Origin of the sequence: Affinundibacterium seohonense (assembly GCF_014284305.1) — a bacterium.
GTDB lineage: Bacteria > Pseudomonadota > Gammaproteobacteria > Burkholderiales > Burkholderiaceae_D > Undibacterium > Undibacterium seohonense.
On record NZ_JACOFW010000015.1, the window covers coordinates 57,860 to 79,968 of the forward strand.

The 22,109-nt window shown below is 48.5% G+C and carries 17 protein-coding genes; 3 read left to right on the forward strand and 14 right to left on the reverse strand.

Annotated features, from left to right (window positions below; all coding sequences use genetic code 11):
• Positions 1–12: 12 nt before the first annotated feature.
• From metH to H8K52_RS13355, 3 genes are all read right to left on the reverse strand, one after another.
• A complete protein-coding gene (gene metH, locus H8K52_RS13345) occupies positions 13–3,762 on the reverse strand; it encodes a methionine synthase (protein WP_186923408.1) in 3,750 nt (1,249 codons plus the stop codon).
• Positions 3,763–4,239: 477 nt separating this feature from the next.
• The gene (locus tag H8K52_RS13350) at positions 4,240–5,196 is read right to left on the reverse strand and encodes a TerC family protein (RefSeq protein WP_246464526.1); all 957 of its coding nucleotides are present in this window, start codon (positions 5,194–5,196) and stop codon (positions 4,240–4,242) included.
• Positions 5,197–5,286: 90 nt separating this feature from the next.
• Positions 5,287–5,973 carry a Bax inhibitor-1/YccA family protein gene (locus H8K52_RS13355; RefSeq protein WP_186923409.1) on the reverse strand — a complete coding sequence of 229 codons (687 nt, stop codon included), beginning with the start codon at positions 5,971–5,973 and terminating at the stop codon, positions 5,287–5,289.
• Positions 5,974–6,120: 147 nt separating this feature from the next.
• Here H8K52_RS13355 and nhaR point away from each other — a divergent pair, with 147 nt between their 5' ends.
• Positions 6,121–7,083 (forward strand): transcriptional activator NhaR, encoded by a 963-nt coding sequence (nhaR, locus tag H8K52_RS13360; protein ID WP_186923410.1) that lies wholly within the window; start codon positions 6,121–6,123, stop codon positions 7,081–7,083.
• 15 nt (positions 7,084–7,098) lie between these two features.
• Here the strand turns inward: nhaR and H8K52_RS13365 are convergent, their stop codons facing one another.
• Positions 7,099–9,237, reverse strand: a complete 2,139-nt coding sequence (locus tag H8K52_RS13365; protein WP_425507538.1) for a S46 family peptidase — start codon at positions 9,235–9,237, stop codon at positions 7,099–7,101.
• Between the two features lie 467 nt (positions 9,238–9,704).
• On the opposite strand from H8K52_RS13365, the gene H8K52_RS13370 reads away from it, so the two are divergent.
• Together H8K52_RS13370 and H8K52_RS13375 are read left to right on the forward strand one after the other, a co-directional pair.
• Positions 9,705–10,601: a substrate-binding periplasmic protein gene (locus H8K52_RS13370; protein ID WP_246464527.1), complete on the forward strand. Its 897-nt coding sequence runs from the start codon at positions 9,705–9,707 to the stop codon at positions 10,599–10,601.
• A gap of 7 nt (positions 10,602–10,608) precedes the next feature.
• Positions 10,609–13,020, forward strand: coding sequence for a TonB-dependent receptor (locus H8K52_RS13375; RefSeq protein WP_186923412.1), 2,412 nt, complete (start codon positions 10,609–10,611; stop codon positions 13,018–13,020).
• A gap of 76 nt (positions 13,021–13,096) precedes the next feature.
• On the opposite strand, the gene H8K52_RS13380 is transcribed toward H8K52_RS13375, so the two are convergent.
• From H8K52_RS13380 to H8K52_RS13425, 10 genes are all read right to left on the reverse strand, one after another.
• The gene (locus H8K52_RS13380; RefSeq protein ID WP_186923413.1) at positions 13,097–13,960 is read right to left on the reverse strand and encodes a phytanoyl-CoA dioxygenase family protein; all 864 of its coding nucleotides are present in this window, start codon (positions 13,958–13,960) and stop codon (positions 13,097–13,099) included.
• A 21-nt stretch (positions 13,961–13,981) separates the two neighbouring features.
• Positions 13,982–14,917, reverse strand: coding sequence for a prenyltransferase/squalene oxidase repeat-containing protein (locus H8K52_RS13385; RefSeq protein ID WP_186923414.1), 936 nt, complete (start codon positions 14,915–14,917; stop codon positions 13,982–13,984).
• Complete coding sequence (locus tag H8K52_RS13390) at positions 14,914–15,924, reverse strand: hypothetical protein (RefSeq protein WP_186923415.1); 1,011 nt, start codon at positions 15,922–15,924, stop codon at positions 14,914–14,916. Before H8K52_RS13390 ends, H8K52_RS13385 begins: the two co-directional genes overlap by 4 nt.
• Positions 15,925–16,033: 109 nt before the next feature.
• Positions 16,034–16,672 (reverse strand): hypothetical protein, encoded by a 639-nt coding sequence (locus H8K52_RS13395; protein WP_186923416.1) that lies wholly within the window; start codon positions 16,670–16,672, stop codon positions 16,034–16,036.
• Positions 16,673–16,682: 10 nt separating this feature from the next.
• Positions 16,683–17,198: a hypothetical protein gene (locus tag H8K52_RS13400; RefSeq protein WP_186923417.1), complete on the reverse strand. Its 516-nt coding sequence runs from the start codon at positions 17,196–17,198 to the stop codon at positions 16,683–16,685.
• Between the two features lie 107 nt (positions 17,199–17,305).
• Positions 17,306–17,953 carry a collagen-like triple helix repeat-containing protein gene (locus H8K52_RS13405; protein WP_186923418.1) on the reverse strand — a complete coding sequence of 216 codons (648 nt, stop codon included), beginning with the start codon at positions 17,951–17,953 and terminating at the stop codon, positions 17,306–17,308.
• Positions 17,954–18,366: 413 nt separating this feature from the next.
• Positions 18,367–18,666: a DUF1843 domain-containing protein gene (locus H8K52_RS13410; protein ID WP_186923419.1), complete on the reverse strand. Its 300-nt coding sequence runs from the start codon at positions 18,664–18,666 to the stop codon at positions 18,367–18,369.
• Between the two features lie 81 nt (positions 18,667–18,747).
• Entirely contained in the window at positions 18,748–20,199 is a 1,452-nt protein-coding gene (locus H8K52_RS13415) for a GDL motif peptide-associated radical SAM/SPASM maturase (protein ID WP_186923420.1), read from the reverse strand.
• Between the two features lie 243 nt (positions 20,200–20,442).
• Positions 20,443–20,886 (reverse strand): DUF1843 domain-containing protein, encoded by a 444-nt coding sequence (locus H8K52_RS13420; RefSeq protein WP_186923421.1) that lies wholly within the window; start codon positions 20,884–20,886, stop codon positions 20,443–20,445.
• Positions 20,887–21,078: 192 nt separating this feature from the next.
• Positions 21,079–22,101 carry a serine/threonine-protein kinase gene (locus tag H8K52_RS13425; protein WP_186923422.1) on the reverse strand — a complete coding sequence of 341 codons (1,023 nt, stop codon included), beginning with the start codon at positions 22,099–22,101 and terminating at the stop codon, positions 21,079–21,081.
• Between the last annotated feature and the right edge of the window lie 8 nt (positions 22,102–22,109).

Genomic DNA, 22,109 nt, shown 5'->3' on the forward strand with positions numbered 1-22,109 from the left:
GCATTAAGTCGATCACAAATTCGGCGCCAACCACCGCTCAACCTCATCCTTCGAAACCCCACGCCGCTCAGCCATATCCTCAACCTGATCCTCAGCAATCTTCCCAACACTAAAATACTTAGACTCAGGATGCGCAAAATAGAAACCTGACACCGCAGCACCAGGGATCATCGCCCATGATTCTGTAATGAACATCTCAATTTCTTCACATTGCATTTGCTTAAACATCGCCGTCTTCACCGTATGTTCAGGACAAGCAGGATAACCAGGTGCTGGACGAATGCCTGAATAGCTCTCTTTGATCAGCTCTTCATTGCTCAAAACTTCATCAGACGCATACCCCCACAAATCTTTACGCACACGTTCATGCAGATATTCTGCGAACGCTTCTGCCAAACGATCAGCGAGTGACTTCAACATAATGCTGCTGTAATCATCGTGCGCATCTTCGAAGCGCTTTTCGTGCTTCTCTATGCCCAAACCAGCGGTTACTGCGAACATGCCAATGTAGTCGGTGATGCCGCTGTCTTTCGGCGCAATGAAATCACTTAAGCATTGATTAGGACGCTGGACGCCGTCGATGATGGCTTTTTCGGTTTGTTGACGCGTGCCGTAATAAGTGAAGGCGACTTCTTTGCGCGTTTCGTCGGTGTAGATTTCGATGTCGTCATCATTCACCGTATTGGCTGGCAATAAAGAGATCACGCCATTGGCCGTGAGCCAGCGACCTTCGATGATTTTTTTCAACATCGCTTGACCTTCAGCAAACACTTTGCCGGCGGCTTCGCCGACCACTTCGTCTTTCAAAATTGCCGGGAATGGACCAGCCAAATCCCAAGTTTGGAAGAACGGGCCCCAATCGATGTAATTCGCGATCGTTGCCAAATCGACGTTTTTGAAAATACGGCGGCCGATAAATTTAGGACGCACTGGTGCTTTATCGCCAGTGAAATCGACCTTCATTTTGTTCGCACGAGCTTGCTTCAAGCTCACCATCGGCGTAGCTTTTTTATTCGCATGCAAAGTGCGTACGCGTTCGTAATCAGTGTCCAAGTCGGCAATGTATTGATCGCGACTTTCTGGTGTGAGCAAAGATTGTGCGACGGACACAGAACGCGAGGCGTCGGCTACATAGACGACCGGGCCTTCATAGTTCGGGGCGATCTTGACCGCTGTGTGAGCGCGACTCGTCGTAGCACCACCGATCAAGAGTGGAATCTTCAGCATACGGAAATGCGGATCGCGCTGCATTTCTTTAGCAACGTAAGCCATCTCTTCCAATGAGGGCGTAATCAAACCAGAGAGGCCAATAATGTCTGCGTTCTCTGCTTTTGCTTTCGCCAAAATCTCAGAGCAAGGCACCATCACGCCCATGTTGACGACTTCAAAATTATTACATTGCAAAACGACCGTGACGATGTTTTTACCGATGTCATGCACGTCACCTTTGACGGTGGCGATGACGATTTTCCCTTTCGGCTTGTTGTCGCCGCTGCGTTTCTTTTCTTCTTCGATGAATGGCACTAAATGCGCGACAGCTTGTTTCATGACACGAGCGGATTTCACCACTTGCGGCAAGAACATTTTGCCTTGACCGAACAGGTCGCCGACGATATTCATACCCGCCATCAGCGGACCTTCGATGACTTGGATAGGACGACCTCCAGCGTTCAACACATTGACGCGTGCTTCTTCTGTATCCTCCACGATCCAGTTAGTAATGCCATGCACCATCGCATGTGCCAGACGTTTTTCTACTGGATCATTACGCCATTCCAGCGTAGCTTCTTCGCGTTTTCCACCGGCTTTGAGTGTCGCTGCAAATTCAATCATGCGTTCGGTCGCGTCTTCTCTGCGATTGAGAACAACGTCTTCGACGCGTTCACGTAACTCGGCGTCGAGTTCGCTATACACACCTATCATGCCGGCATTGACGATGCCCATAGTCATGCCCGCTTGAATCGCGTGGTACAGGAAGACCGTATGAATCGCTTCACGTGCCGGGTCATTGCCACGGAAGGAGAAGCTCACATTCGATACACCACCGCTGATTTTTGCGCCTGGCAGATTTTGATGTATCCAGCGTGTCGCTTCGATGAAATCGACCGCATAGTTATTGTGTTCTTCAATACCGGTGGCGACCGCGAAGATATTCGGATCAAAAATAATATCGTAAGGGTCAAATGCACATTCGTTCACCAGCAAATCATAGGCGCGTTTACAGATTTCTATCTTGCGTTCGTAAGTGTCAGCCTGACCTTTTTCATCAAACGCCATGACGATCACGGCAGCACCGTAACGCTTACAGAGTTTGGCCTGATGCAGGAATTGTGCTTCGCCTTCCTTCATGGAAATCGAATTGACGATGGCTTTGCCCTGCACGCATTTCAAGCCCGCTTCGATCACATCCCATTTGGAGGAATCGATCATCAAAGGGACTCGGGCGATATCAGGTTCAGACGCGATCAGATTTAAGAAGCGTGTCATCGCGGCTTGCGAATCGAGCATCGCTTCATCCATATTGATATCGATAATCTGCGCGCCGTTTTCGACTTGCTGACGGGCGACAGCTAAGGCCTCGTCATATTGTTCGTTCAAAATCAAGCGCGCAAATGCTTTAGAACCTGTGACGTTGGTACGTTCACCGACGTTCACGAACAAGGATTGTGCGTCAATCGTGAAAGGCTCTAAACCTGACAAGCGCATCGCAGGTTCTATCGTTGGAATAGCGCGCGGTGTTTGTGTCTTGAGAATATCGGCGATTGCTTTAATGTGCGCTGGCGTAGTACCGCAGCAGCCACCGGCGATATTGATGAAGCCCGCTTCGGCAAACTCTTTCAAAAGCGCAGACGTATCTGCTGGCAATTCATCAAAACCCGTATCACTCATCGGGTTAGGCAAACCCGCATTCGGATAAATACAAACGAAAGTATCGGCAATCTTAGACAACTCTTCCGCATACGGGCGCATCAAGGCAGCACCGAGCGCGCAGTTCAAACCGACGGTCAAAGGTTTCGCATGGCGCACGGAATTCCAGAAAGCAGGGACGGTTTGGCCAGACAAAATACGACCCGAAGCGTCCGTCACTGTGCCAGAAATCATGATCGGCAAAGTGCTGCCGGTTTCTTCAAAATATTGGTCAATCGCGAACAAAGCTGCTTTGCAATTGAGGGTGTCAAAAATCGTTTCGACTAATAATACATCGGCACCGCCCTCGACCAAGCCACGGGTTTGTTCCAAATAGGCGGCAACCAATTGATCAAAAGTGACGTTACGTGCGGCAGGATCGTTAACATCCGGTGAAATCGATGCCGTCTTCGGTGTAGGACCAAGCGCCCCAGCTACATAACGTGGTTTGTCTGGCGTCGAATATTTATCGCAAGCTGCACGCGCGATTTTGGCGGAGGCGACGTTCATCTCATACGCCAAATGCGCCATGTGGTAATCGTCTTGCGCTACCGTGGTTGCACCGAAAGTATTTGTCTCAATCAAATCAGCGCCCGCCGCCAAGTATTGCTCGTGAATCTCTTGAATGACGTGTGGCTGCGTCAACGACAACAATTCATTATTACCTTTGACGAATAATTCCCGGACACCTTCAGGTCCCGTGAAATCCTTAAACCGCTCACCGCGATAGTCGGCTTCAGTAAGTTTATAGCGCTGTATCATCGTTCCCATCGCTCCATCGAGAATCAGGATGCGTTGTTGGAGTAGCTCGCGCAAACGCGCTTCGGTGGCGGAAGATTTCAGAACGGTGGACATAGAGGACTCGCAATAGGTAAAAACCTGACAAAAAACCCGATCAGGCTGGAGAAGTGGATCGGGTAATGAGTGTGCGATTTGGTAAGAAATTACTACCTTTAGCTGCACTTATTACGCGCCCGCAATCTGAGTCTCAAATCGGCGCAGGAAAACAAGCTGAAATTATACGTGATTTCGAATGAACTTCCTAAACAGCTCGGCATTGTTTAAACATTATGAGTCGTTACAGAATCAAAGCAGCGTGCTATGAAACACGATGAGTTCAAGCCCCTTCGATGTCAATTGTCAGCCAACACTTATTAGTAAATAGAAAAAAGATATAAGAATTTTGTCGACATTTCCCAAAAAAATAGGCGTATGCCAAATTAGCCATACGCCTTAAGGAGGGAACCGGTTTGAACTAGCTGACATTAAATTTGTTTATCAAGCTGGCTAGTTCTAAAAAATTACTTACTAATACTTTACCAACTTAGCTACTTAACTCGCCTTCTTACGTGTCGCGATCAAGCTTGCGACGATGGAGCTGACCAAGATAGTACCGATGACCGTCAAAGAAATCGCTGTCGGCACATGCACCCATTTCACGATCAACATCTTGACGCCAACGAACATCAACACTAATGCCAAGCCGAATTTCAATAAATGGAAGCGGTCAGCCATATCAGCAAGCAAGAAGTACAAAGCACGCAAACCCATGATTGCAAAGATATTCGATGTGAATACAATAAACGGATCTGTCGTTACTGCAAAAATCGCTGGGATAGAATCCACTGCAAACACCACGTCGGAAATTTCAATCAAAATCAGTACTAACAGTAATGGTGTGAAAACACGTTTGCCGTTTTGAATGATGCTGAATTTTTCTTCGTGGTATTCCTTGGTAAAAGGCAACAGCTTCTTGGCAAATTTCAAGACCGGATTCGCTTCCATGTCTGGCTCTTTTTCCGCAGCGACCATCATGCGCAAACCGGTAATGACAAGGAAAATACCGAAAATGTACAAGACCCAAGCAAACTGAGAGACAACCCAACTACCTGCCAAGATCATGATGACACGCATTACAATCGCGCCAAGTACGCCGTATAACAACACTTTGCGTTGATATTGCTCTGGTACGGCGAAGTGGCCGAAGATCATCAAGAAGACAAAGACGTTATCGACTGACAAAGATTTTTCGATGACATAACCCGTCAAAAACTCCATAGCCTTAGCCATCGCAATCGTTTCACCGACAATATCCTTGAGATAAACATACATCCCAAAGTTGAACAGCAACGCTAATGACACCCACACCAGCGACCAGATCGCGGCTTCTTTCACACTGACTTTATGCGACTTCGAACCACCAAGTGCAAAAATATCGAGTGCCAACATACTAAGGACGAAGGCGATAAATGCCGCCCACATCCAGGGCTGAGCAACTGTTTCTAACATAGGATTCTTTCAATCAAGGGAAGTTGGTGGGATGCGATTCATCCCACCGGCAAGACTATTCTAAGCAAAGCGCAATCAGGTGACTAGTGCTTATTCTTTTTCCATAAAACCTAAGATCTGCAACAAGCTGGTGAACAAGTTGAAAATCGTGATGTACAAGCTGACCGTTGCCATGATGTAGTTGGTTTCACCACCGCGAATGATGTTACTAGTTTCGAACAAGATCATGCCCGACATTAACAACACAAACGCTGCTGAAACAGCAATCGACAAAGCTGGGATCTCAAAGAACATCGCACCCAAGCCTGCAACAAATGCAACCAATACGCCAACCGCCAAAAAACCACCCATGAAACTGAAATCACGTTTGCTAACTAACACGTAAGCAGACAAACCCATAAAAATCACAGCGGTCAAACCCATCGCGTTCATGACGATGCCGCTGCCGCCTGGCATGCCAAGGTAACGACTGATGATCGGACCTAAGGTCAAGCCCATGAAACCAGTTAAGGCGAATACGGACGCGATACCCCAAGCGCTATTACGTAATTTCGCAGTTAAAAACAATAAGCCAAAATAACCAATCAGCGTGACGATAATGCCCATACTCGGCAATGCGAAAGCGATGCTGACACCAGCGGCAATTGCGGAGAACAATAAAGTCATAGACAGCAACATGTAAGTGTTGCGCAGTACTTTATGTCCGCTGATCGCGCTGCTATCTACATAATCGACTGTTTGCGCCTCGCGCAAGGTGTTACGGTCTAAGATACTCATGGTGCTCTCCTAAAGATTCGGATGTAAAACGTTTCCCAATTTGGGCAGCGCAAGTGTAGGCCAGCGGTTAATTAAATAAAAGTCGAATATAATTGAAGAATAGATCGCAAAAATCGATGTATCAACAAGATAAACAAGGCAAATAGAATGGCTAGTCTGAATTACAAACATTTGCACTATTTTTGGGTCGTCGCCAAAACCGGCAGCATCGCCCGCGCCAGTGAGCAATTGCACATTACGCCGCAGACGATAAGCGGGCAATTAAGCTTGTTTGAAGATATGCAGGGCGAGGCCTTGTTTGAGAAATCCGGCCGTAACTTAGAGCTGACCGAGGCAGGGCGTTTGGTACTAGCTTATGCCGATGAAATATTTTCTCTTGGCCAAGAATTAGAGCAAGTCCTACGCCATCATCCGACCGAGCGAACAGTGCAATTGCGCGTTGGGGTTTCTGACGCCGTTGCCAAAGCGGTCGCCTATAAATTATTAGAGCCAGCACTAAGCTTGCCGCAGACACTCAAAATTAACTGCCGCGAGGGCAAACTTGACGATTTGCTCGGCGAACTCGCCCGCCACAAACTCGATATTGTAATTACCGATACACCAATGCCACCGAATGCAAATGTGCGTGGCTTTAACCATCGCTTGGGTGAATGTGGTTTAAGTTTTTTCGCCACGCAGGCGCTGCGAGCAAAATATCCTCAGCCGTTTCCCGCATGCCTAGATGGCGCTCCCGTCCTCCTGCCAGGAGAAGATTCGGCTTTACGTTCACGTCTCATGCACTGGTTTGAACTGCAAGGCGTCAGGCCACGCATTGCAGGGGAATTTGACGATAGCGCATTGATGAGTGCCTTCGGTGAGGCGGGCGTTGGCTTCTTTGCGAAACCTAGTGCGATTGCGGATATGGTGATGCGTCAATACGATTTGGAATTGGTCGGTAGCACTGAGGATATTACGGAACAATTTTATGCGATTTCGGTACAACGCAAGATTACCCATCCTGCGGTGTTGGCGATTAGCCAAGCGACTCCTTTAGCTATGATCAACTCTCCGGTAAAAAAGAAATCGCGGGTAATAAAAAAGCGGTCAGTAGATTCACTGACCGCTATTTAATCGATATAAAGAAAATTACTTCGGATACTTAATCGTCATTTCTTTCAGTACATTATCAGCGTGATCGACTTCTTTCATGATCCACAGCATGTAACGAATATCGACGTGAATCGCTTTGGTGATCGCTGGATCAAAATACCAATCTTTGGTTATCGATTCGTAGGTGGAATCAAAATTCAAACCAATCAATTCACCACGCTTATTCATCACCGCTGAACCAGAATTGCCACCTGTCGTGTCTGCACTGGATAAGAAATCCACTGGCACGGTGCCCAATACTTTGTCCTTGAAAACACCATAGCGTTTTTCCTTGATCGCTTGCAGCAATGGCGCTGGTGCGATGAAAGGATCTTTGCCTGTGTGTTTTTCAACGATACCTTCGACCGTCGTGAATGGTCCCTTAGTCACGCCATCACGAGGGGAATAGGCACCGACATTGCCAAAGGTGACACGTAGGGTGGAATTCGCGTCAGGATAGACTGGCTTGCCTTGCGATTTTTTCCAGTTGATCACGGCTTGCATGTATTGCGGGATGATGAAATCGAGATTGCCATCGACTTCTTTGCGACGATTTTCTAAAGACATACCGACATCGTGCAATTTCACAGCGAGTTGTATAAATGCATCGTCAGATTGGGCGAACGCTGCCTTATCTTTATCCAACCAGGCCAAGCGTTTTGCCGTATCCGTTAATTGGGTTTTGTCATACAGGGCAGCGGCGGCTTCGCTTGATGGTAACAAGGCATCCAAACCTGCTGGATGTACTGCCAATTTCGCATAGCGCGCTAAACCTGCGGTCAAGCGAGCTCGATCAACCTTGGTGACAAATGATTGCTCCAAACGTGTGAGACGGCCTTTGATAAAGGCTAAATCACGTTCTTGATAGCCGCCTTCACGCTGTGCGTTTGGCTTTTCTTTTTCTAAAGCCAAACGATACAGAGTGCGTGCACTGGAGAACAAATCGCTGTTAGTCGCCACGGCATACGCGAGTTCTTCTTGTGACAAGGCCATGTCTTGGGCAATGACCGCATCCAGTTTTGCCAACAAGGACTTGGCTTCTGCTGGATTTTTATTGGCACTGATCAACCAGTTACGGAATTCGGCATCTTGCGCATCCTTAATCGCTGCGATGTCTTTGCGGGCGAAACCATCGATCAAACCTTGCGTCTTCTTTAAACGATTATTGATGCCTTTGACTACGCTGGCATAACGGACTTCGTCATCAGCACTACCTTTGGTTGTGGCTTCGATGGTCGCGATGTCCGCGAGCATTTCTGCTGCGCGCAAAGGGTAATCGGTATCACGTGCGAAACGGATTTCTGATGGCAACTTATAACGGCTAGTGCGACCTGGGTAACCTGCTAGCAAAATCGGATCGCCGTTTTTCAAGCCTTCAGCAGACACCACCAAAAAGTCTTTGGATTTATACGGGACATTGTCTGGTGATGGATCAGCAGGACGACCATCTTTGCCGACATAGGCGCGCAAGAATGAGAAATCACCAGTGTGACGCGGCCATTCGAAGTTATCGATGTCGCCACCGTAATTGCCGATCATATCGGCTGGTGCATACACCAAACGCACGTCACGTATCATCATTTGGCGGATGCGATAGTATTCCAGACCACGATGAAAGCTTGGTACCGAACAACGATAGGCTTTGTCTTGTTCGCAGTCAGCGATGATTTTTTTTACTCGACTTTGAATCAGCTCGCGACGTTCACGACCGGACATTTTGTCGCTCAAACCGGCTGTGACTTCGGCGGTGACGTTTTCCACTTTATCGGTGATATACACGCGTGTACTCGCGCCGGCTGGCAATTCTTCAGTGCGCGTTTTAGCTAAAAAACCATCATTAATGTAATTTTTCTTAGCACTGGAATTGCGTTGTATCGCATCGTAGGCGCAATGGTGATTAGTGACGATCAAGCCTTCTGGCGAAACGAAGGAGGCCGAACAACCGCCTGTGGACACAATCGCGCTCATAGGATGCTTCGACAAATCCGCTAATTTTTCAGCCGGAATGGTGATACCAACTTTTTTGAGCTCAGCTTTTAATTGCGGCAATTGATAAGGTTGCCATTGACCTTCGTCAGCCTGTGCCCAGGCACTGATTGCGAGCATCGCGGCTGGTATTGCTAGTCTTTTGAACAATTTATTCTCCTTCATTGGGCGTAAGAGGGTGAGTATATCGCTGTTCGTGACATCAGACCAAACCATCAGCCTTGAATTTGATTTGCTTCATCATGTCGTCATACGAAAGGCTTATTATTCCAAAAGACTGCAAACTTGTTGTTTGACTGTCATAGAAAATGTGCAAAATCGTGTCAGCTAGGATTGGAAATCGTTTCAACTCGACGTTCTTGGGTTCGCGCGTTAAATACACTAAGCTTAGATTTAATTGACGATGGGCAAATTTAGAGCGGTTTGATGTGATTTTCAATTTATCTCAGGTTCAAATGACCTAGCCTAAATCCCTACACGTCAATTGGCGAGTGTCCAGTGTTGATAGGGAGATGTGCTACATTTAGTCTTCCACTGATGGAACGAATACTTACACTTGCCTATCTAAAAATTAAAACTGCAAAATGCAGCAGGACTGAATTTTCTCAACTAATTGAATGTCTTTATTTCGCCATATACAAATTGCTACTGGTATTTGCATGCTGCTGTTTTGTGTGTGCGTTTCTGCTTGGCCAAAGTCAACGACGACAACACGAGTCATACATCCTGCTGATGAAGAAAAAGGTGATCCGCGCTTTAATGATGTGAAAGAGATATTACGTCTGGCTCTCGAAAAAACTGTGCCGGAATTCGGTCCTTTTGAGCTGCGCGCATCAAGTCAACACACCAATGGTTTGCGTTACTTAAATAACTTGGCAAACGATAGCGACTTAAATGTCGTTTGGAGCTCAACGACCGAAAGTAAAGAGCGTAATTACCTGCCCATTCGAATTCCACTACGTAAAGGATTGCTCGGTTATCGGCTGTTACTCGTGCACAAAGACAATCAAGCCTTACTCAAAAATGTAAAAAACCTGCAAGATCTAAAGAAATTTAGTGTGGGACAAGGGGTTGGTTGGGATGACGTAAAATTGTACGAAGCGAATGGCATCGACGTCATCGAGGCAAAATACAGCAACTTATTTCGCATGCTTAGTTACAAGCGTTTTGACTTTTTTCCGCGCGGCATTAGCGAGATTTACGCAGAATATGAGAAAGAATCCGTGCCAAATCCGGACTTGGTTATCGATGAACATTTACTGATACATTACCCTTGGCCTTACTATTTTTTTGTTTCCAAAACCAATCCTCAATTGCATCAACGTCTGGAACTAGGCTTGCGTAAGATGATCAAAGATGGCTCTTTCGACGCGATTTTTTGGAAATATAATCGTAAAGCGATCGAGGCGGTGAATTTCAAGAATCGCCGGATTATTCACATACAAAACCACTTACTACCAAAAGAAACGCCACTGAATGACGCCAGATTATGGTTTCGACCGAAACTGCATTGACAATATCATGCTTGCCTTAGCCAGCGTGATTGAACAACAAAGTATAAAGACCGTATTGCTATGCGGTGTGGCTGTGTTCGTCAGTCAAGGCGCATTCGCGCAATCGGATCAGCAGCGAATTAGTGAAAACGAACAAAACGCGAGTGCAGAGCCTCTACCATCGGTGTTGATTCAAACCAAAAAAAGCCGCTCTACACTTAGCTTGCCCGCCACCACGCTGCAAAGCTTATTGCCCGGAATGAATCCCTTAAAAGGTTTGCATCAACTCGCGGGAGTGACCTTTCAATCGGCCGATCCTTGGGGAAATAACGAACAAAATTTCTCCTTATTCATACATGGTTTTAGTGCGCAGCAATTGGGCTACACCCTAGATGGTGTGCCACTCGGTGATCAGCAGTACGGCAACTACAATGGCTTATCACCGCAGCGCGCGGTGATCAGTGAAAACTTGCGTAGTGTGTTGATGAATTCGGGTGCGGGCGATCTGGCTACCGCATCGACTAGCAATCTGGGCGGCACGATAGAAAGTTTTTCCAGTGATCCGCGCACTAAGTCAAATTGGGCGATGGCACAAACTGTGGGTAGTTATGGCGCGAGCCGCAGTTATCTGAGGTATGACAGCGGTGAGTTCGCTACAGATACTAGTAGTGACGAATCACAGTCTTTCTATCTGGCAGCCGTCAGACAACGTGCCCGGGCCTGGGACTTTGATGGAGTACAAGGTGGTGAGCAATTTAACGCCAAGTGGGTCAAACATCTGGCGAAAGCGAAGATAACGGCCTATTACAATTTCTCAGATAAGACCGAGCCCAATGAAGATAGCGTCGTGCGCGGCACGCGAGAATCATTTACACCCTACACACGTCCTACGACGCATCCTGATTTCCGCTTTGCGCAAACGTATCTGACGCCGCAAGGTGAGCCGCCACAGCAGGACGGCGCAAATTATCGCAACTACTTTGGCGTGGCCCAGCGTCGTGACCACCTCGCATATCTTAAATTCGACAATCAGATGGGTTCAAACAGCAATTGGGTCAATCAGGTATACGCCCACCACGACGATGGTTTGGGTGCGGTGGCAGGACCTATTGGTGTCGCCGGATTGCCGAATTTATTTAAAGTGTATTTCCCTACGCAAGATTTGAAGCAGACGTTTGGCGGTTCCGGTTATGCGGTCAGAACGACTGAGTACAATATTAATCGCTTTGGTTTTATATCAAACTGGCAGGCAACGACTGGGGCGCATCAATGGCAAACTGGAATATGGGTAGAACGCAATCGCTCCAGCGCATATCGTCGCTGGTATGCGCTGGATGCTACGCAGCCTTTGAGTCCTTATCAGCAACCGCAAAATCCCTTGATCACCCAATATGGCAGCGAAATCGACAATCAAGTTGTCCAATTTCATGCGCAAGATGAATGGCAATTACAGCCTGACTTTAGTTTGCAAGCCGGATTTAAATCGAGTTTGCAATTCGCCGATGGACGTTTTCCAGTGCAGCCTAAAGTCGGTGCGATCAATGGCGGATCCACTGCGCTACCCGAGGGCAATATCACCACCAAACAATGGTTCTTGCCACAACTAGGTATGCTTTGGCGCGTGTCGCCGGGCGATCAGCTGTATATGAATTTACAGAAAAATTTACGGCAGTTTATTACCTATGGCGCCGTAGGCGCTTCGCCTTGGAGTTTAAATAATCAAAGTGCTTTTGATTTATTTAAACGGACGGCAGAACCAGAGACAGCGATGCATTTTGAAACAGGCATTCGTAGTCGCCGTCAGTTTTCCCCACAGACCGCGCCCATTCCAGGTTTAACCGCCTTAGATACGCAAGTGAGTTTGTATCAAGTGAATTTTCAGAATCGCTTATTGCAAATCAGCCCAACGCCTGTGATCTCATCCATCGTCAACGGCAATCCGATATTGGCGAATGTAGGCGGCGTCAAAACGCAAGGTATCGATATAGCGACGACGATTCAATTCGGCTCCCGCTACTCCTTGTTTAACGCGCTGTCCTATAACCACTCAACTTATCTGGACGATTATTCGAATGGTGGTAATCGTGTGAATACGACAGGCAAACAAGTACCCGCCAGCCCGAACTGGTTAAACAAGACGATGTTGAAAGCGAATTGGCGAGAACTCGAAGGACAATTCACGGTCGATTATGTGGGTAAACGCTACGCGACTTTCACCAATGATCTCAGCGTGCCAGCTTATGTATTAATGAATGTGGGAATGCGATATCGCTTACCGTTTGTATGGAATGGTGGCATCAATCACTTGGGTATACAAATCACCAATCTAGCGAATCGTCGCGGCACCTCCACGTTGTTAGTCGGCGCTGCCGCTGAGACTTACAATAGCTTTCCGATTGCGCCACGGCAGATTTTTTTCAGTCTGAGTAGTGGCTATTAATCTTTGTTTGAACTAATAATCTTGGATTTTTGAAAGCAGCGAGGTCAATGATGAACCTCGCTCTCGTACAAGGAGTTCAGTTGCTTAGTGCTACAGCATGGCTAGTCATTGCATTCTCCATAGCAGCCCCACAATGCTGTTCCAACATCTCTGGTGTTAATCTTGCCACTTGATAGGGGAGGTTCCGAAGATGTTGACCTTCCGTTGGCCTTTGTCCGAAAGTGTTGCGCAGATAAAAATCCTCCGCCACCGCATAAACCTCCAAGACATCGGCACTGTGAAATGGATCAACATGGCAGTACAACAAATCAAGTTGTCGTGGAACGCCGACGCCGACGGCAACCACCCGAGTTTGTTTACTGAGATTGGTTGGTGAACCATGAATCATACGATGATCCATAATCATTACTTGTCCAGCACGCATAGGTAAATATCTGATATAGCGTTCTTCTATCAAGGATTCTAATTCTGGATAAGGCAACATGCAGGTAGTGCGGTAATACGGATTTAGCAAATGACTACGCGGCACGATCCCGAGATTGCCATTCGTTTGATCAACGTCCTGCAATGGACACCAGATCGATAAGCCCGCTTGCTCGGATTCATCGATGAAGCTGGGGTCTTGATGCAATGGAAATTTACCTTGCGCACATTCTTGCTGCTTGACGACGAATGAGGAAACCGCGATACGATAATCATTCAGTAAAGGCATCAATCGATTCGCAAAGATCGGTGACAAGGTGGCGGAAATTCTCGCCCGCTCCGACAGCTGATCGGTCAATACGCTGACGCCTATCGGCCCACTATGCATCTCTTCTACAGTGCGATAACAGGCTTGCATTTGACGGATTTCCTCGTCATTAAAGAGATCCAAGATCACATAGCCTTCGCTTCGAAATTGGGCTTCGATTTTAGAATCGAGAAAGATAGCTGTTTTCATGATTTATCTAGTTTGCTTTGGTTAAATGCTGCTGGCTTTGGGATCGATGCCAGCGGATGCGATTGTCGAGAGCACCATCAATACGGATGCTGTGGTAATGGTATGGCGTTGATCTGTGTAGTACTCGCCCGCCGGTGCTTGCCATGGCTGAAAACAATCGGGATCAGTGACACGTAAATTTCCCGCTCCTGGCCACGCGCCATCGGATAGCTGTAATTGGCACAAGGTCGATAGAGGCTGAGCGATCACTGTGGGATCGGAATGCAATACATGTAAGATGCCAAGCGCCCAAGCGAAGTCAAATGCGGATTCAATATTGACAGCGATCGAATGCAGGTCGGATGGCAAGTCGACATTCATGCGTTGATACAGCATCAGCATATGCCAGGTGGCATAGAGATGATTTTTCCACCAATAGGTCGGCCATCCAATGCCAGGGATATAGCTCAGCTCACAGTAATGTTGAAGTGACTTTTGTTGATATGCAAATTGCTCGTGACTCAGGGCTAAACCTGCGGTCGCGGTGACATCAGGATGCGCAATCCCCCAAGCTGTCTGATCAAGGTAAGTGCTGGCGCCGCCATTTTCCTGAAAATGCTGCAGCAAGCAACTATGATTCCGCGCTGGAATATCAATTTCCAAAGCGCGCATTAGACGTATGGTTTGCGCAGTGCTATCGGCATCAACGCCAGTGGTGCTGTTGTAACCCCAGCCTGCCTCGTAGACCTGTGAATTCAAGAGAAAATCTGCGGCAGCTCGTGCTGCGTGTATCGCCGCATCGACCTTCAGCACCCTACCAGCTTGCAATACACCTAGCGCGGTATAAGCAGTGACCCATTGATCTGAGGCACCAACTGGCAGATCGTAATCACACCAACTTCCGTCTGATTTCTGTACAGACAAAAGATACTCCAGCCCCTTGTGCATATTCGGAGCGATGTTGGTCGATATGGTCATGCTGCTCCACACTTCAGATAGACATTCAAACGCTTTTGACCTCGCGCTGAAACGGCGACACCAATAAAGGATGGCGCCAGATTGTATCGTTCGCTCAAAGCGTCGATAGGTATCGACTGCAATCCCAGCATGTCGCATACCCGTGCACTGACTTCCGATAGCTGATGCATATCCATGCCTAGTGGCGCGCTTGCAATATCGATCTTCATATCTTCGAAGTCGCCGGTACTTGCCGAAAAACCGAAATTGAACAGTATGTCGTCGTAAGTAGCGCCTTGATCCCCCATGATGGCAGCCAAACAGCCGGACTGAATCAATGCATTCACGGGTGGAAACAGCGTTCCTATCATATTGTTTGGCATCAGCGCGTTCATTCGCGCGTACATCTTGATTCGACTATTCGATGGATTACTTCCTTCAATGCCGATACTCGACAACCAGCAGTAGTCTCGAATCGTTTGTATCGCTTGAATCGCCGCCGAACTCCCTAAGTTCTGAGACACGAAGAATTCATGCGCGACATCCCAGCCCACAGCAATATCATTTACTGAGGTATCGACGTAGAGTGCGACGCCTTGTTTCTCTATTGAGGCACCGAGCCAGAACACACCGCGGGTAAATGACTCCATGTCCTTGCTATCTTGCGACACGAAATGATCTAGAAGCTTGCTAACTAAGCTTGCATTCTCGACGGAAGAAGTACTACTGAGAACTTGTGGCAGTAACTGTAGAGCTTGACGGTAACGCTGTTGAGGAATGGATTCGTAACTGCATGGATCCGAGATGAATCGACAATGTATGTCATTGGCTGTGCTGGTGATGCAAAGTTGCAATGGCGATTGATCCGCATTTAGGCCCGAGTCGCCGCACGCCTCCATTGGCGCAATTGCTGGAACGCCGATGAGTTGATCAGCGAAAGTCGCCACTTCCTCAATCGGTGCGCCGGTCAAAAAGCTATAGGCTGGAAGCAATTGTTGCGCCCTGTCGATGCGTTGCTGATAGTTCATGGTCAAGCTCAATTTTCGATTGCAGACGGTTTAGTACAATTCCTCCTCCCTATTCGCAAGGGAAGAGGAATTGCTTATACCAATTTCAAAACCAAATTATGTCGAACACTTAAGATGGAATCGGTTGGAAAGTCCAAGCACCTGGCGCACCTGCGACACCCGGCTGGCCTGTACTACCCGGGCTACCTGCGCTACCTGGACTACCACCACCACCAGAACCAGCAGAGCCACCTGCACCGCCAATACCACCTGTACCACCGGTGCCACCACTTGCTGGATTCGCTGCAATCACGAAGTTGGCATTATTCCCCGGCGGGCAATAGATCGTTAACGCAGGACCATTGCCACCATTACCGCCATTGCCACCGCTGCCGCCATTACCGCCCTTGCCACCGTTACCTGCAGAACTACCGTCGGATTTTGCACCGCCAGTACCGCCAACACCACCGGCACCACCCATGCCACCGTTACCACCAACACCACCGGAAATATTGATCGACACGATACCGATCAATGCGCCTGCATAGATAGTCGCAGGTGCGGCGGCGGCACCAGCGCCACCAGCTGCGCCGTTAATGCCGTTACCACCAGTGGAACCCGGACCACCGGCGTAGTAGCTTTTAGAGCCTTTCCAATCGGTGTTGTATCCACCTGAGGAGCCTGTCGTGCCTGCAACACCGGTACCACCATTGGCACCATTACCGCCACTCGCTGCGATATAAACAATTTGATCTGAGGAAGTAGTCATCGTGTTCTCCTTATGCGTTGTTCTGAATTGTGCTGGCGTTGATGGTGAGTACACCAACATTCACGATCTGACCACCTGGTTCAAAAATCAAGGTATCCGCCGTCAACACATAAGGATTTGAGGAGTCAAAAGTGACGACAGAACTAATCGTCACAGTGCCAGCAGACGCCACTTTGACAGTACGCGCGCCCAATTTGCTCTCGATGGCTGCCTTGTGATGTTGCAAGGTGGAGCTATCGCCAAAAATGTAAGCAGTGGCAGCATCGTAGATTTTGTCATCTGGTATTGTCGCCAAGCTCGACAATGCCAGGTGCTCGCTGCTTGGTGCCGCATTCGCTTGATTATTTGGCGTGCCGATCAAGCTCTTTAATTCATCTAAGCAATTGGTCGTGATTTCTTTAATTGCGAAAGGCGAATTATTGTCGTCGATCGTGATCGGGCTCGTGATATTGATGTGCTCATGCGCTACCTGAGCAAGGCCATAATGTGCCAAACGGTCTGAAAAATTCTTGCTGAATCGTTGCATGTTCATTTCTCCATTAATTTAAAAAACGCGTCATTTTTCATCATGAAAAATTGACCCGATACTCATTCGTAATCAAGCCAACTTGCTTGATTACGCACATCACAAAGTTATGCCGGTGTCGGCTGTTTTGTTAGTGTTCCTTTATTGCCGGCGGTGCCCGGCTGTCCGTTATTTCCTGGTTCTCCTGGCATACCATTTGCGCCGGGCGTGTATTGACTGCTGCAAGTTCCGCCGACGCCATAAGGACCACCAACGCCACCCTGCCCACCTGCGCCACCAACAGCGGCGGTGTTGATCAACACGATGTTGTCCCACTGGTTTTCTGGTAAGTAGACAGTCACGTTGGCAGCATCGCCACCGTTACCACCATTGCCACCATCACCACCATTACCACCGTTGCCTCCGGCACCACCGTTTCCAAATGTGTTACCGCTGCCGCCACTGCCACCGGCACCACCAGCACCGCCATCGCCGCCAATCCCGCCAGTACCGCCAGATAATTCGATAGTCAGAATATCTGCCAGACTTCCGATGTAGATAGTGCCTGCTGCAGCACTGGCACCTGCGCTTCCTTCGCCGCCTTGACCGCCATTTCCACCATTACTTCCCGCAGAAGCGGTCTGTGAAACTGGTTTGCCTTGCCAATCTTTTTTGACGGAAGTCAAACTCACGCCAGCAGAACCAGCTGGTGCTGCCGCTGCGTCAGCAGCGTTTTGTCCATTTGCAGCGGTGTAAATAATATTTGCTGTTACCACATCAACCTCCACCTAAAAGATGTTTGTTTACTGCTTCTGCATACCAAACTGGTCAAATGACCCATTCATTTTTTTGCTGATGACGACATAAATTCTCCAAGCCAAAATTGGCGCATTCAGTCCATCTAAGAGACAAAAATCCAGCCTTGCCCCATTTGTCCTGCTTCTCTCAATCACGATCAAATAGTCAAAAATTGACCCAGCCATGACGATCTGGAATTTGTCTCTGCAACCCAAACTCAACCCACAAAATTCCTTGTTTTTCCAGGCAGTTCAGCAATTGATGTGCCCTAAAAAAAAAGAAGTTCTCAATTTTTTACGCTTTTTTGTAGTTAACTTTGCGGGCTTTACTTGGTAATGATCGATGAAGTTAGGCGTGCGACTTAGCATCACAAAAAAGCGACTGAACCGAATCACAACAAGCGACTGTAGTAAGCCACTTCTGCTTTGAGGCGCGCAATCTCAGCTTGATCGCCACGTGCGATGGCGTCTTGAATGGATACGCCGTACAAAACGCGGATTGGTCCACCTTTGGCTTGTATCGCTTTTTCCAATTCTGGCAGCAGACGTTCGACATCAGCCACGGACGCTAAGTAGGCAAAAGCCTCGTCGCGAATTTGGTTCATCTTGGCGACATCACCACTGGCGATGGCGTCTTGAATCGGTACGGCATACAGTGCGGTTGATCCGCCTGCGGATGCTGTTGCAGTCATGTTTCACTCCTCTGGTTAATGCAGGTAGCTCGATTGCTGCCATGCAGGTTAAAAATCTTGCGATAAGTGCTCACGAAGGATTTAGACCACCCCTGAATAGGCACGTAAGCGTCCTAGCACTTCATTGAGCTCTGCCATCACCTGATGACGTTTCACCTCGGCGATTGCATAGTCTTTTTCTGCTTGTTGAATATCCGCCTGGCAATGCGGACAAGTGACTTCGTCTGGCCAAATGTACTCATGACAGGCGCGACATAAACTCAGTTGTGGTAGCGGTTCAGCGAGCGTGCGTTCGGCAAATCTTGGGGCTGGAAGAAGCGTTGCTGGCAGTATTTCGCGACCGGGTATGGCTTCTTCATACAGTTCAAAGCGGCCAATCGCGAATGGCTTATCTGGTGCCTCTGCGACCTTACGAATTTTTTCATGGATGCCGCGCTTCTCCAGTTGAATGGCACGGTAGTGGCAGTAGGGATTATTGCCGGGCTTGCCGAACAAGGAATCCGACGTCCAGGTGCAGCCACCACGACAGACATCGGCGTAATAGCAAGTGCGGCAATGTCCCCACAAGGAGTCGATATTGCGCATACGCCCAAAATGCAAAGCTTCGGAGGTATTCCATAATTCCGCCACCGCGGTGTCGCGCACATTGCCGCCACCGTAAGTTTCTGTGGCCAACGAAGGACAACCTTTGATCGTGCCATCGGCTTCTAAGCCAATCACGTTTTGCCCGGCTGCACATCCTGTCCAATGCATGCTTTCATCACCAAGACCACGCCAATGATGTTCATACGGACCGTAGTAACCGAGATTATTGCCAAAGGTGAGCAAGAGACCACGTTGCACGCCTTCGTGATACAGACGATTGAGCAAGGGCATCAATTCCAAGATGCGATGTGGCTGTAACAGCAGATGGTCATTTTCAACGGCATTGCCCATCGCGACCGTAATTTGCAATTGCCAGTGCGTTGCACCTGCCTCTATCAGTTTATTGAATAGGGGTTCGAGCTCTGGAATGGTTTCTGCGCCGATTTGGGTATTACAACTAACTCCCAAGCCCATGGCTTTGGCCGCTTCAATCGCGCGGATCGCGTCATGCCAGGAGCCGACCACACCACGAACACGGTCATGTAACTCCTTCATCCCATCGATAGACACGCCGATACCAAACAGACCCGCGCGTTTACCCGCTTCGAGTCGGGCATGATTCAATGCCCGTGCACCAGTTTGCATACCGACTCGGATGCCGTGACCCGCGATACGCTCAACTAGTTGCAACCAATCTTTACGCAAAAAGGCTTCGCCGCCGATCAAGGTAATTTCTCGCGTACCCAAAGCCGCTAATTGATCAATCACGGAAAAAGCTTCTTCCGTGCTGAGCTCACCGATCCTGCGCTTACCCGCGCGGGAACCGCAGTGATTGCATTTCAAATTGCAGGCCAGCGTGATTTCCCACACCACATGGACGGGCGTATGTCCATTCAGATCGGATAAAGTACGAGCGCGTGCTGGCTCGGCGACACGGCTTAGTTCCATGCTTAACTCCTGTTTTAATTCCCGCGATAAACCTAAGTAGGTTCTTTAAGCTTGTCGTTCGTTACCGTCATTCCCGCGCAGGCGGGAAGCGAGTGGCGTAAAAGCCGAAACACACTGAATCAGCGCTACCACAGTGATGACGAGTCGATGTTCTATGCCTAAATAGACAGCTTTCTAGCGTGATGCTCAATCAATGAAAAATCTGATCGGATCGGCGCTCGCCGATCCTTTGACGCGGGCTAATTAACCACCAGCATTCAATTGGGCGAGTAAGCTTTGAGCTAAGGCTGTCAGACGTGCCACTTCGGCGCTGTCACCCCGCGCTTTAGCGTCTTGAATTGCCACGCCATAGGGCACCATAGGGCTTGGGGTTTTCGCTTGCGCATCGAGCATTGAGGCATAGGATGCCAACTCGGCTTTGAGATTCGCAATCTCCGCGGCATTGCCACGCGCCAGCGTATCTTGAATCGTGACGGCATACAGTGGACGGATCACTGCGCCTTTGGCTTTGAGCGCACTTTCTAAAGCAGGCAACAAACGTGTTACGTCTTGCGCTGCTGCCAAATGATCGAAGGCGGCATCGCGTGCGGCGATCATGGCATTCACGTCGCCACTAGCAATCGCATCAGACATCGCAACGGCATATAAAGGCATGGGGCGCATCGGCGTATTGTTGGTACTTGTCATGGTGTACTCCTGGTTATTTGGTAATTGAGACGACGTGATTGAGGCGAAGTGCGAGCGTTGTCATGAGACGCTACAGAAATCGCTCAGACATTTTAGGAAATGTCGTTCTTCAAAACCATCACACTGAATAACACCTAATAACAAGTCATAACATCGTGGCACCAAGCGCGATTCATGAAGAGCGCTCGATGGCTAGTGGCACCTAGATTCTGCGATCATTTGCCGGGATGCAGGCAGAGGTAGTCTGTGTATTTGGTTCATTATCACTTGGGTTATTTCCAGATCTGTTTGCTGCGTGCTTTGGGCAAACAAGCCGTGGCTGTGCAATCTGGCATCAAGCGTTTGCAGCTTCAGATTTCGCAAATCGCGATAGAGCACGCTGGCATCACGTGTTCGCTGTTGCGCGTCTTTGCGTAATACGCGCCAGAGTAACTGTGCGACCGGATGCCCATACAAGGAAGGGGGAAGCCGCACTTCTGCCGGACTGCATTGCGTTTGTAAAACGTCGGCTATCGTAGCGCCCTGAATCGCAGCTTGCCCCGTCAGACATTCTAGTAACAGGAGTCCCCAAGCATAAATGTCCATGGTCACGGCGGGGCTAGCGCCACGTATTTGTTCTGGTGCGCTATAGATTGGTGAGCAAAAAGTTTCATTGCAACGATGCGACGTGCTTTGCATTTGCTGGTGCAAGTTCGCCTCAGCCTGCGTCACGACACCAGCATTACCAAAATCAATCAGCTTCACTTGGCGATGCGTCATAGTCCCGCACAACATAATGTTATGCGGCTTGAGATCTCGGTGCACGATGCCTTTGCTATGCAGGTAAATCAGTGCTTGTAATACCTGCCCTAAAATATCTGCGCTCTCAACAGCTGATAATTGTCCTCGACGGATTAAGCGATCTTTAAGACTTTCTCCTTCCAGCATTTCAAACACGAGGAAAAATTGCGCGTCGCTGGTTTCGCCACTATCTATGTATTGCACGATCTGGGGATGATGCATTTGCGCACTTAGCATTTTTTCGCGTTTAAACGCCTCTCTCTTACAGTCTGCGTGCATCAACTTGAGTGCATAGATTTGTCCGCTATGCAGTTGTTTTACTTTGAACACGATAGCGGTCCCACCGCGTCCTAGTAGCGATAAGACGCGATATTGTTGGTGAGGAAGTCGACCCACGATCGTCAGTGGTATCAGTGATTGACTTGGTAGCGACATCAGAATTT